Genomic DNA, 12693 nt, shown 5'->3' with positions numbered 1-12693 from the left:
TACGGTCCCCGGGGCGCGGGCGTGGCCGAGCGTGACGGCCTGATGGCCGAGATCGACATCATCGAGGGGACGCTGGGCAAGGCGTTCGGGGTGATGGGCGGCTATATCGCGGCCGATGCGGTGATCGTGGACGCGATCCGCAGCTATGCCGACGGCTTCATCTTCACGACCTCGCTGCCGCCGGCGCTGGCGGCGGGGGCGGCGGCCTCGATCCGCTGGCTGAAGGAGCACAACGAGGTGCGCGAGGCCCACCAGGAGCGGGCCGCGACCCTGAAGGCCAAGATGCGGGCGGCGGGCCTGCCGGTGATGCCGTCGGTGAGCCACATCGTGCCGGTGCTGGTGGGCGACCCGGTGCACTGCAAGATGGTCAGCGACATCCTGCTGGAGAAGCACGGGGTGTACGTGCAGCCGATCAACTTCCCCACCGTGCCGCGGGGCACCGAGCGGCTGCGCTTCACGCCGAGCCCGTTCCACACCGACGACATGATGGACCGCCTGGTCGAAGCGCTCGAAGAGCTCTGGACCTACTGCAACATCAAGCGCGTCGGCGGCGTCGCCGCCTAGGGCGGGGATCTGTTTCAGGCGCGAGCTGGCGGCGAGGACCGGGTTTCCCCGCCGTTTGTCGCGGAAGCGGCGCCATTGGCAGCAATTCCCCTGACAAATTCCGTCGTTCAGCGACCATTCCCTGACGCAAAATCAAGGGAGTGGGCGAGGTGCCGGTACGACCGCCATCGCTCCGGGCGATCGCGGCGTTCGAGGCGGCCGCCCGGCATCAAAGTTTCTCCAAGGCCGCCGAAGAGCTGAACCTCACGCGCAGCGCCATCAGCCACGCGATCCGCGGCCTCGAGGAACGCCTGGGGGTCGCGTTATTCGTGCGCGCCGGCCCTTCGGTGCAGCTGACTGACCCTGGGCGGACCTTCGCCGGGCGGCTGCGTCTCAGCCTCGAGATGATCTCCCAGGCCTTCGACATCTCCAGCCGGACCGACCGTTCGGTTCTGCGCGTGGGGGCGTCCGCCGACCTGATGCGCCAGGTGGTGGCCTGCGGCCTCGCCGGCCTGCGGGCGAGCCGTCCTGACGTTGATGTGGAGCTGCGCGCGCAGGCCGGCGTCGCCGACCTCCTGGGCGGAACGCTGGACGTGATGGTGGTGCAGGCCGCCGCCGCGCCCGCCGGCCTCAGCGCGCGGCTGCTTGCCCGCGAGACGCTGATCCCTGTGGCCGCCCCGGGCTTCTTCGCCCGCCTGCCGGCAAACCCTCGTGAGGTGGCCGCCGCGCCGCTGATCCATTGCCACGCCCGGCCCTGGCGCCTGTGGCTGGACGCGGCCGGGCTGGATGGCGTCTTGTCCGACGAGGGACTGAAGGTGGACGACGTGGCGGTGGCGGTGGAGCTGGCCAGGGCTGGCGCCGGGGTCTGCTTGGCTCCCTGGCTCACCGCGCGCGACGACATTCGCAGCCGCCGCCTCCTGCGTGTCAGCGAGGTCGAGGCCTGCCTGCCCGAGGGCTGCTGGGCCCTGTGGAGCCCGGCGTCCGCCAAGGGCGAGCTCATCGACGCCCTGGCCGAGCGCCTGTGCGAGGCCCTGGCCGCCCCGCCGACGGTGGAGCTGCAGCCGCGGGCGGCCTGAAGCCCCCATTCTCTGAACGGTGCGACGGCGGCGGCTCGGCGAGCCGCCGCCGTTTTCGTGCGCCGAACTGGCGCGCTGGCCGGGGCAAAAGAAAGCGGGCGGCGACCGAGGTCGCCGCCCGCCGTGTTCCCTGAGGACGTCAGGCCTTAGAAGTCGGCCCGCACCCCGAAGAACAGGTAGCGACCCAGCGAGTCATAGGTCTGCGGGAAGGTGTTCCCCGAGCACGGACCCGAAGGGCAGTTGTTGATGGCCGTGCCCCCCGAGCCCACCATCGGCGGGTCGTTGTCGAACACGTTGTTGACGCCGAAGCGGATGCTGACGTTGTCACACACCGCCCAGTTCGCGGCGATGTCGAAGTAGCTTTGGGCCGCGAGCTTGGCGTCGGGGCCCTGGGCGTGGGTCGGGCCCGAACCCGGGATCTTTGCGTCCACCTTCACCGAGTCGATGTAGCGCCAAGTGCCGGACAGCTCGAGGTCCCAAGGCGCACGCCAGGTGGCGCGCAGCTTGTGACGCCACTTCGGCAGCGGGGCCGAGGCCGTCGTCGCCGAGCCGGTGCAGATCGAGCCGTAGAGGCCGGCGCAGTCGAACGGGTCGTCGCCCGGCAGCGAGGTGACGAGATAGTCCTTCAGGTAGCTGCCCTGGAAGTTGAAGGACATGCCGCCGAAGCTGTCGAGCGCGCGGGTCGCGGCGAAGTCGCCGAAGTCGAAGCGGTAGTTCGCCTCGATGTCCACGCCCTCAACCTCGAGCTTGCCGGTGTTGAAGGTGGTGTCGACGATGTAGCCGTTGCTGCCCAGCCACAGCGAGCCGGTGCCCGGCGCGCGGTTGATCAGGCCGCAGAGGAAGGCGTCGGCCGTGTCGGCGCAGCGCTGCAGGATAGTGTCCTGGCCGATCTGGCCGATGCGGTCTTCCACCTGGATGTTGAACCAGTCGACCGACATGTTGAAGCCGGGCAGGAACCGTGGCGTCAGCACCAGGCCGAACGACACCGTGTCGGAGGTTTCCGGCACGAGGTCCGGGTTGCCGCCCACGAGGCCGTTGTACTGGCCGGCCAGGTTCGGCGCGATGTTGCCGTACTGAGCCGCCGTCACGCCGGTGCGCATGCACTGTTCCAGGGTGAACGTCGGATCGTCGCCCTCGCAGGGGTCGGTCAGGCCGTTGAGCTGGACGTTCGCGGTGGCGAACAGCTCGACCACGTTCGGCGCCCGCACCGCGCGGTTGTAGCTGGCGCGGAAGCGGAAGTCGTCGGTCGGCGACCAGTCGCCCGCCAGCTTGTAGGTGTCGGTGCTGTAGCCTTGCGAGTAGTCGGACCAGCGGTAGCCGACCTCGGCCGACAGGTTGCGGAAGCCGGGCTGATCCTGGATCAGCGGGATCCGCGCCTCGCCGAACAGCTCGTACACGTCGTACGAGCCGGCCGCCGGCAAGGTCGCCCCGCCCTGACCGCCGAGGTCGCCGGTCTGGAAGGCCATGTCGGTGTTCAGGTCGAGCCGCTCGCGGCGGTATTCGGCGCCGATGGCCACGCCGACGCCGTCGTTCGCCCAGGGCGTCTTGACGCCATACTGGGTGAGGTCGCCGGTCAGGTTGGCGCTGACCATGCTCTGCACATACTCGCCGTTCTGGAAGCCCGGCGTCTGGACATAGTTCAGGGCTTCGGCGCTGGGGCCGGCGAGGCCGAAGATGTCATACGGACGGCAGGCTGCGTCGAAGTTCGTGCCGGCGAGCGACGGCACCGCCGAGCGGCAGGCCGGCAGGCCGGTGTTCGGATCGATCACCACGTCGAGCGCCCGCGTGATGCGGGTGTTCGAGAACTCGTTGTAGTAGGCCTGCTGGTACACGACCACGCCGTACTGGCCGTAGACGTCGTAGTTCCAGCCGTCCCCCAGCTGGCCGCGCATGCCGATCACGCCACGGTAGTCAGTGTGGCGCAGGTCCGCCTGACGGCCGCCGCCCTCGATGTTGCGGCGCAGGATCACCAGGTTCGCCTGCTGGCCCGGGGTCGTCGGGTCGGCGTCGGTGTTCAGGCCGAGGGTGAGCGGATTGGTGACGTCGTCCGGCAGCTGGTCGATCGTCGGGGCGCAGATCTGCTCGGCCATGGCGGCCGTCAGGTACGGATTGCCCTCGCAGTTGATGTTGATGGCCAAGCCGAAGATGCCCGACGGCGCGATCTGGGCGACCGTGCGGTCGTCCATGAACATGAAGTCGGCATAGACCTCGGCGCGGTCGTTGAACTTGTAGTTGGCGAAGGCGCCGAGGGTGTAGCGCTCGTCTGGACGCTGGAAGTAGTTCGTCGGGGCGAAGTTGTAGGCGTCGCGATTGCCGTTGTAGGCGCGGAACGCCCGGCCCGCCGGAGCGTCGGGGTCGAGGGTCAGGGCGGCGCCGTTGCCGCCGGCCGTGATGAACTGGGCCGGGGCCGTGGTGCCCGAGCCGCCGCAGGCGAAGTTGTTGTACGACAGTGTCGGGCTGGTGGAGAAGTTGGCGTTACAGGCCGCGTAGTCCCGCTCGGACTGCAGCACCTTCTTCACGTTCCGATAGCCGGCGTAGGCGGTGACGTTGCCCTTGCCGTCCGGCGAGTTCATGCCGATGGCGATGTTCAGGTCGGTCGTGCCGCCGTCCCAGACGTCCTTCTCGGGCAGGGCGAAGTCTTCGGGCCGCAGAGCGCCGGCCTGACGGCGGCGCGTGACTTCCTGCATGAAGTCGTTGCTGTTGGTGTGCTGATAGCCCGAGTACTGGGCGTCGATGCGCACGCCTTCGAAGTTGCGCTGCATCTTGAAGTTCACGACACCGGCCACGGCGTCGGCGCCGTACACGGCCGAAGCGCCGCCGGTCACCACCTCGACCCGCTCGATCAGCGAGGCCGGGATGAAGTTGAGGTCGGGGGCCAGGTTGGCGGCGTTGGCCGAGGGCGTGCCGGGCTGCAGCCGGCGGCCGTCGATCAGCACCAGGGTCCGGCTCGGGCCGAGGCCCCGCAGGTCGACCGAAGCCGTGCCGAGCGCGCCATTGGCGTAGGTCGAGCCCTGGGCGGCGAACACCTGCGGCAGCTGGTTCACCAGGTCTTCGGTGCGGGTGACGCCGCGGGTGGCCACGTCCTGGGCCCCCAGGACGGTCACCGGGCTGGCGCTGGTCAGGTTCGGCTGCGGGATCCGCGAACCGGTGACCACCACCTCGGAGACCTCGCCGGCCTCCTGGGCGTTCGCCGTGGCAACGAGGCCGAGCATGGCCGCGCCGCAGATCATCGAAGACGCCAGCAGGCGTTCTCGCATCGTCTTGATTTTCAAGGTCTACTCCTCCAGCGGCCGCGCGGTGCGCGGGCCGAGCCCCAAAATGAAATCGGGCGCCAGCCGGGGCCGCGCGCCGATGGGGGCGGACGCTAGTGAGCGCCGTTCACCGGCTTGAGTGAATTTGTCGAACCGGCAAGTTGAGGGTGACTCTACATTAGAAGGGGGGTAGAGCCGGTCTCAAATTAAGATATTGAATAATAACGAAAAATCGATGTCTTGAGTTGGTGGTCTGCCAGCTTGGCCTGCGCGGGCGAGGTCTAGGTCAAGTTACGTTGCCCGAGAGTTGTTGCATAAAAAAGACAGGTGCTTGGAGTTTGGGCAGGATGGCCCGGGTTGTCCTGATGTTGAGGGCTTCTCATCCGGTGTGTGACGAGATTTCGTCACATGGAATTCCTGGGGCCGTTTAGTTTGCGCCGAAGCTGAAACCCAGGAGCCCGCGATGGCCGCCTTGCTCGCCGAACGTCCTCAGGCCCGCGCTGACAGGCCCGCGTGGCCGCAGCCCGCGCGGAAGGTGGCGTTTCGTCCTCCGGGCGGCCCGGCGGCGGCTGAAGCCCGCGAGCCGGCCGGTCCGTCCCTCGTCTACTGGGCCGACCCGGACGCTGCGGCCGTGGAGGGACATATCCAGATGCTGCGGCGGTCGGGCTTCGAGGTGCGCCGCTTCGACACCCTGGCCGAACTGGAGACCGCCTGGGCGCTGGCCGAGCCCAGCCTGGTAGTCCTCGAGACCGTGATGCCGGGAGAGGATCCGCTGGCGCTGTGCGGGCGCTTGGCCGAGGAGACCGGCGCAGCGGTGATGCTGTTCAGCGCAGCCGCCGACACCCTGGATCGTGTGGCCGGCCTCGAATCGGGGGCCGACGAATATCTCCACAAGTCCGCCCACGCCCTGGAGCTGCTGGCCCGTGTCCGGGCCTTGCTGCGTCGCGCCCGACGGGGCGAGCGGCCCGCTGCACCCGACGGCTGGACCCTCGACATGCTCACCAGCCTGCTGACCGGGCCTTCCGGCCGGTGCGTGCGGCTCAGCCCCAGCGAAGCGGAGCTTCTGAAGATCTTCAGCCAGCGCCCCAACGAGGTGCTGTACCGCTCCGAGCTGATGACCCTGCTCCACGGCGAGGCGGCCGAGGGGCTGACGGCCCGGCTCGTGGACACCCGCGTCGCCCGCCTGCGCAAGGCGTTGGACGCGTGCGACGCCGGCGGCGAGTTGATCCGCACGCTGCGTGGCGGCGGCTATCTCTTTCACGCAGTCGTCAGCTGACGGGCGCCGCCGCCGGTCCCTGCCGGGCTTGACCGGCCCCGCGCTTCCAGCCTAGCGCGGAGGCGGGGGGGAAATTTGGCGAATGGCGCGAGCGGACGGACGATCTGGCGTCGCCCGTGGACGGCGGCCGAAGGGGCAGGGGCCTGACCTGCGCGAGGCGATCCTCGACGCGGCCGAGGCCTTGTTTTCGCGTCACGGCTTCTATGGCGTTACGGTGCGGCAGGTGGCGGCGGAGGCCGGCGTCGACACTGCCCTGATCCACTACTACTTCGGCGCCAAGCGCGAGTTGTTCGACAGCGTCTTCGCGCGCCGCGCCGAGATCCTGAACACCGCCCGCCTGGAAGCCCTCAGCGCCTACAAGGCCGCCCATCCCGGCCGCATGGAAGTGGAAGGGATCATCGAGGCGTTCATCGGCCCGCTCATCGAGCTGTCGCTGACCAACGACGAGGGCTGGAAGAACTATTTCCGACTGGTGGCCCTGGTGAACAACACGCCGGCCTGGGGCGGCGAGACCATGCACCGGTTCTTCGATCCCGTAGTCCACGCCCTGATCGACACGCTCAAGGAGGCCATGCCTGACGCCGAGGTGCGCGACCTCTACTGGTGCTACCAATTCCTCACCGGGGCGATGATGCTGACCCTCTCGGAGACGGGGCGCATCGACCAGCTGTCGGACGGCCTGTGCCGCTCCACCGACCTGGAGGCGGTGCGCTCGCGTCTCTACGCCTACTGCGCCGCCGGCCTGACTGGCGTCGTCGCCCGCGGGCGCTGAGCCCCGGCGCCAGCGCCACTGTGGCACAAATTCACCAGCCGATTAAAAACCGGGGCGACGAGCCGGGCGGATGCTGGAGATTTCGCGCCGGATCGCCCAACACTCCCGATCAATTCGCCTGTCGGTGAAATTTCAGGCGTCGGCCGTCCCAGCGGGGGGCGGAAACGGCGCTGTCGGGAGGATGCTATGAAAGCCTTCGTGAAGGCGGCCCTTTTCGCGGGCGCCGCTTGGTCCGCCATTCCAGCCGTTGCTCAAGCCCAGACCGCCGCCGCCGATGGAACCGGGGTCGTCGAGGAACTGGTCGTCACCGCCCGCCGGCGCGAGGAATCGCTGAAGGACGTGCCTGTGGCCGTGAGCGCCATCTCGGGCGAGCGCCTGGCCGCCACCGGCGCCGCGGACCTCACCACCCTCCAGCAGTCCACGCCGAACACCACCGTGCAGGTCGCCCGGGGCTCCAACTCGACCTTGATTTCGTTCATCCGGGGCGTGGGCCAGCAGGACCCGCTGTGGGGCTTCGAGCCCGGGGTCGGCCTCTATGTGGACGACGTCTATATCGCCCGGCCCCAGGCCGCCGTGCTCGACATCTTCGACATCGAGCGGGTGGAGGTGCTGCGCGGGCCGCAAGGCACGCTCTATGGCCGCAACACCATCGGCGGCGCCATCAAATATGTGACCGCCAAGATCGAGGGCGAGCCCGAGCTCAAGCTCAAGGGGCAGGTGGGATCGTATCAGCAGCGCGACATCGTCGCTTCGGCCAAGGCCCGCCTCACCGACACCCTCGGCCTGGGCCTCACCTGGGCCAGCTTCAATCGCGACGGCTACGGCAAGAACCTCGTCACGGGCGCCGAGCACTACGACAAGGACGTGACCGCGGCCCGCGCCACGCTCGAGTTCACCCCCACCGACAGCCTGTTCTTCCGCCTGGCCGGCGATATCGTCACCGACCGCTCGAACCCGCGGCACGGCCACCGGGAGCTGCCTGTCCTGGACGTACTGGGCCTGCCGGTGGCGGGCGGCGAGGTGCTGGGCGACGTCTATGACACCCGCGCCGGCTCGGGCGACCACAACGTGGTGGAGGCCCGGGGCGTCTCGTTCCTGGGCGAATGGAACATCAGCGACACCCTGACCCTGAAGTCGATCAGCGCCTATCGCGCCGGTGAGACCGAGGGGACCATCGACTTCGACGCCGAGCTGGCGCCGTACCTGGACATTCCGGCCCGCTACAACGACCACCAGTTCACCCAGGAGGTGCAGCTGCTGTTCTCGGGCGAGCGGCTGCAGGGGGTGTTCGGCGCCTTCTACCTGAACGCCACCGCCGCCGGCGCCTTCGACACTGTGCTGGGCAACGCCAACCTGACCACCGCCACGGCGGGCTATGTGGACACCGAGAGCTGGTCGGTCTTCGCCGACGTGAGCTACGACGTCACCGACCGGCTGTCGCTGTCGCTGGGCGGCCGCTACACTCGCGACGAGAAGACCGGGCAGGTCTATCGGCAGAATTTCACCGGCCTGAAGAGCCCGCTGTTCGGCAATACCCTGGCCGAGCCTGGCCTGCTGCGTTCGGACTTCACGAGCTCGGACACCTACGAGAAGTTCACCCCGCGGGTCAGCGCCAGCTACGAGTTCAGCCCCGACCTGACGGGCTATGTCTCGTACAGCCAGGGTTTCAAGTCGGGCGGCTTTGACATGCGCGCCGACGAGATCCTGACCCCCGACTCCGCCGACGGCTACCAGCCGGAGAAGGTGCAGTCCTATGAGGGCGGCCTGAAGGGGTACTTCTTCGACCGCCGGCTGACCCTGAATTCGGCGGTCTTCTACGCCGAGTACAAGGACCAGCAGGTCACCATCCAGACGCCTGTGGGCGCGTCCATCGCCAGCCAGGTGCTCAACGTGGGCGAGTCGCACATGTACGGCGCCGAACTGGAAGGCTCTGCCATGCTGGCGCGGGGCCTGAGCGCCAACTTCTCGGTCGGCTACATCAAGGCCAAGTTCGACGAATACCGCGCCCTGAACCCGGTGACCGGCCTGATCGAGGACTTCGCCGACAGCCGCGTGTTCCAGAACACCCCGAAGTGGAACGGGTCGGTGAACCTCACCTACACCCACGACCTGGGCGAGCGCGGCAAGATCGCCTTCATTCCGGCCGCCTCGTACCGCTCCTCGTTCAGCATGTTCGAGACGCCGTCGCTGCTCGACCAGGACGGCTACTGGCTGGTGGACGCGAGCCTGGTCTGGACCTCGGCGGACGACAGGTACCGGGTCGGCCTGCATGGCAAGAACCTCACCGACGAGGAGTACCGCATCGGCGGCTATAACTTCCCCGGCGGCCTCTTCGGCAATTCGGTGACGGCCTACTACGGGCCGCCGCGAACCGTGACCCTCTCCCTCGAGGCGAAGTTCTAGTATCAGCGGACGCCCGGCTCCCAGGAGCCGGGCGTTTCTCCTTGCCGGAGCTCCAATGGCCCAAGACGCCCGCGCGATCAGTGGCGGTTACCGGACCGTCGTGCTGTCGGTCCTGATCCTCGCCTACACCTTCAACTTCCTCGACCGGCAGATCCTCGGGATCCTCGCCGGCCCCATCAAGGCGGAGCTGGGCCTCACCGACAGCCAGCTCGGTCTCATGGGCGGCCTGGCCTTCGCCCTGTTCTACACGGGCCTGGGCATTCCCATCGCCTGGCTGGCCGACCGCTGGAGCCGCACCTGGATCATGACCGGAGCGCTTGCGGTCTGGAGCGGCTTCACCGCCCTCTGCGGCCTGGCCGGCGGCTTCTGGCAGCTGTTCCTCTGCCGCATGGGCGTCGGGGTCGGCGAGGCAGGGGGCGTGGCGCCGGCCTATTCGCTGATCAGCGACTATTTCCCCAAGGCGCAGCGGGCGAGGGCGCTGGCGGCCTATTCCTTCGGCATCCCCATCGGTTCGGCCCTGGGCATCCTGTTCGGCGGCCTGATCGCCCATGCCATCGACTGGCGGGCGGCGTTCATCACTGTCGGCCTGGCGGGGGTGGCGCTCGCGCCCCTGTTCCGGCTGATCGTCCGCGAGCCGCCGCGCGAGGTCGCATCGCCCGCGGCCGCGGAGGCGGGGCCCGGAGCGGGCGGCGTGGCGGCGCTGCTCGCCAAGCCGACCTTCTGGCTGATCTCCCTGGGCGCGGCGGCCTCGTCGGTCTGTGGCTATGGCGTGACCTTCTGGCTGCCGTCCTTCTTCGAGCGCAGCCTGGGCATGGGCCTGGTGGACCGCTCCTTGTTCCTGGGTGCGATGAATCTCGTGGGGGGCGTCGCTGGGGTGTGGCTGGGCGGCTGGCTGGGGGACAAGCTGGGGCGCGCCCGTCCGGCGTTCTACCTGCTGACGCCGGCAGTGGCGTATCTGGTGGCCCTGCCGTGCTTCCTGCTGGCCACCCAGTCCCAGTCGCTGTGGGTCGCCTTCCTGCTGTTCCTGGTCCCCACCGGACTCAACCTGGTGTGGTTGGGGCCGGTGATTACTGCGGTGCAGCATCTGGTGACGCCGTCACACCGATCCACCGCCTCGGCCTGTTTCCTGTTCGTGAACAACCTCATCGGCCTGGGGCTGGGCACCTGGTTCTTCGGGGCGGTGTCAGACGCACTGTCACCTCATTTCGGTGCGGAATCGCTACGTTATGCGATTTATTGCGGCCTCGGCTTCTATGTGGTCGCCGCCGGCCTGTTCGCCCTGGCCGCCCGCCGCCTCGTCGCGGACTGGGTGGAGTAACAGGATATTTCTCAGCGACATGAATTTGTGACTTGCGTGCAGTGCAGCAAAGTTGCATGAAGGCCTCGCCCTTTTGGGCGTTTCCTCCCTATGACTCGGCCGCGTCCTCGGACGCGGCCTTTTTTTGACCCTGTCGATCAGACGTCGAACAGGGCGAATTCGATCCCGACATCGCGGTTCAGAACGGGCCTCGCCACGTTGTAGACCGGCACCCCGCGGGAGGTGCGGCCCTCGTAGGCGCCCCGGTGGGCATGGCCGTGGAAGGCGATCTTCACACCCTCGAACCGGTCGATCGTCTCACCCATCCGCGCCGAGCCGAGGAACGGGTAGATCTCCGGCGGCTCGCCCTGCAGCGTGTCAGGGACGGGCGAATAGTGGGTGACCACCACGATCCTCTCGTTGCGCAGCATGCGCAGGCCGGTCTCCAGCTTCAGGTTCTCTTCGACCGCCGCCTGGACGAACTGCTTGATCTCGGGCTCGCCGAAGGCGGAGAGCATGTGGCGGCCGAAACCGCCGATGAACCCCTTGCACCCTGCAAAGCCCACGCCCTCGATCTCGAAGGCCTCGCCATCGAGCAGCTTCAAGCCGGCCTCGTGGAGGATGCGGGCCACTTCCTGGGGCTGGCCGCATTCATAGTCGTGGTTGCCGAGGACGCCGACCACGGGGATCGCGCAGGCCTGCAGGTCTTCGGCCAGGATCTCGGCCTCGGGCGTCTTGCCGAAGTTGGTCAGGTCGCCGCACAGCGCCAGCACGTCGGCTTCCTGGCTGATGCGGGCGAAAAGCTCGCGATAGGGCCTCCGGTGGGTCTCGCCCACATGCAGGTCGCCGATGGCGGCGACTCGCAGGCCCCCGGCCGACGGCGCAGGCCGGGGCCCCTCAGGCGATAGGCTCATGCCGTTCCTCCAGGCCCTTGCCCACCACGTCGGCGAAACCCCACTCGGTGATGTCCATCACATAGTCCCGCGGGCTGAACAGCCGGCCGCGGCACACCTTCACCCGCGCCGCAGGCAGGCCGACCTGGGCCTTCAGGCGGGCGGACAGCTCGTCCATGACCCAGCGCGGGATCAGGTCGCGCTCGGTGGGATAGATGAAGCGGAAGTTCAGGAGGTGAGTGAGCAGCACCTCCCAGTAGGGCTCCATGTAGGTCATCAGCCGCGGCCAGGCGATGCGGTCGTGGGCGCGCAGGATGACGTGGGCCACGTCCGCCCCGTCGTACCGGTAGCGGTCCTGGATGAACATCTTGGAGATGAGGAGCTCGGTGGGCGGCGTGATCCGCGCCTCGGCCCCGTAGGCGTTGATGGTGTCGCAGTCGTCAAACCAAGCGTCGGTCACCGGGGCGGTGCCGTTCGACATGGCGAAGATGACGTCAAAGAAGCGGTTGTCCTGCCAGACCTTGGCGATCCAGCGCTCGTCCTCCACGTCGGTGCGGTAGCCGCGTTCCTGAAAGTAGGCGAGGATCTTCGGGTAGTCGCCGGCCTTGCAGAAGACGTCCAGGTCCTTCGTCGGCCGCGATATGCCGGTGTAGGCGGTCACCGCGTAGGTGCCCGACAGCAGGAACGGAATCTGGGATTCGTTCAGTAGCCTGAGGCTCTCAGCGTAGAACGCCTCGGCGTCCGGCGGCGGGTCAAAGGCGGCGGCGTCATACGGTTGCGACATGCGCTTGAAGGGGGCTCGGTTCCTGCGGAGGGCTGACGGACGCCCCAGGGCGAAACGGCGCCCAGAGGGTCAAGTTCCGGCGCCGCGGGGCGCGGCGGCAGGATTGCTAGTCCTCGCCGCGGGCAAGGCGCTTGAGGGCGGCGGAGAGCTTGCGGGCGTAGGCTCGTTCAACCTCCGATTCCCGGAAGCCGGATGAGAGGATCTCCGCCATGTCCGCCAGGTCGTCCGCGCCGCCCTCGGCGGCGAAGGCCCGAGCCAGGATGCGCGCCTCGCCGAGCAGTTCGGCCTTCTCCTCGGCGGAGCAGGCGTCGAGGAGCGCGTCGTCGAAGTCTATGACTTCACAGGGCTTCCGACGATCAGCGCGGCTTCGGGGAGCGGTCATGGCCGGGGAAAGCCCC

10 protein-coding genes are annotated in these 12693 nt (G+C 68.3%); 6 read left to right on the top strand and 4 right to left on the bottom strand.

The window, feature by feature from the left end; genetic code table 11:
- Both BO64_RS01775 and BO64_RS01770 read left to right on the top strand, forming a co-directional pair.
- Positions 1-564, top strand: a 564-nt coding sequence (locus tag BO64_RS01775; protein WP_496401555.1) for an aminotransferase class I/II-fold pyridoxal phosphate-dependent enzyme, incomplete at its 5' end; no start/stop codon positions are given.
- A 149-nt stretch (positions 565-713) separates the two neighbouring features.
- Positions 714-1619 (top strand): LysR substrate-binding domain-containing protein, encoded by a 906-nt coding sequence (locus BO64_RS01770; protein ID WP_496401554.1) that lies wholly within the window; start codon positions 714-716, stop codon positions 1617-1619.
- Between the two features lie 146 nt (positions 1620-1765).
- On the opposite strand, the gene BO64_RS01765 is transcribed toward BO64_RS01770, so the two are convergent.
- Positions 1766-4891, bottom strand: coding sequence for a TonB-dependent receptor plug domain-containing protein (locus BO64_RS01765; protein ID WP_496401553.1), 3126 nt, complete (start codon positions 4889-4891; stop codon positions 1766-1768).
- A 514-nt stretch (positions 4892-5405) separates the two neighbouring features.
- Between BO64_RS01765 and BO64_RS01760 the strand changes: the two genes are divergently transcribed.
- The 4 genes from BO64_RS01760 (at position 5406) to BO64_RS01745 (ending at position 10639) form a co-directional block, all read left to right on the top strand.
- A complete protein-coding gene (locus tag BO64_RS01760) occupies positions 5406-6146 on the top strand; it encodes a response regulator transcription factor (protein WP_496401552.1) in 741 nt (246 codons plus the stop codon).
- Positions 6147-6228: 82 nt separating this feature from the next.
- Positions 6229-6918 (top strand): TetR family transcriptional regulator, encoded by a 690-nt coding sequence (locus tag BO64_RS01755; protein ID WP_496401551.1) that lies wholly within the window; start codon positions 6229-6231, stop codon positions 6916-6918.
- A gap of 186 nt (positions 6919-7104) precedes the next feature.
- Complete coding sequence (locus BO64_RS01750) at positions 7105-9321, top strand: TonB-dependent receptor (RefSeq protein ID WP_496401550.1); 2217 nt, start codon at positions 7105-7107, stop codon at positions 9319-9321.
- 55 nt (positions 9322-9376) lie between these two features.
- On the top strand, positions 9377-10639 hold the full coding sequence (locus tag BO64_RS01745; RefSeq protein ID WP_496401549.1) for a spinster family MFS transporter: 1263 nt from the start codon (positions 9377-9379) through the stop codon (positions 10637-10639).
- Positions 10640-10776: 137 nt separating this feature from the next.
- Here BO64_RS01745 and BO64_RS01740 read toward each other — a convergent pair whose 3' ends face one another.
- The 3 genes from BO64_RS01740 to BO64_RS01730 form a co-directional block, all read right to left on the bottom strand.
- On the bottom strand, positions 10777-11532 hold the full coding sequence (locus tag BO64_RS01740; protein WP_496401548.1) for a metallophosphoesterase family protein: 756 nt from the start codon (positions 11530-11532) through the stop codon (positions 10777-10779).
- Complete coding sequence (locus BO64_RS01735) at positions 11516-12295, bottom strand: nucleotidyltransferase family protein (RefSeq protein ID WP_496401547.1); 780 nt, start codon at positions 12293-12295, stop codon at positions 11516-11518. The genes BO64_RS01740 and BO64_RS01735 overlap by 17 nt, the downstream gene beginning before the upstream one ends.
- A gap of 106 nt (positions 12296-12401) precedes the next feature.
- Complete coding sequence (locus tag BO64_RS01730; RefSeq protein WP_496401546.1) at positions 12402-12677, bottom strand: hypothetical protein; 276 nt, start codon at positions 12675-12677, stop codon at positions 12402-12404.
- Positions 12678-12693: the final 16 nt, after the last annotated feature.

This window comes from Phenylobacterium composti DSM 19425 (genome assembly GCF_059568645.1).
This window is presented reverse-complemented; position numbering and strand designations above follow the sequence as displayed.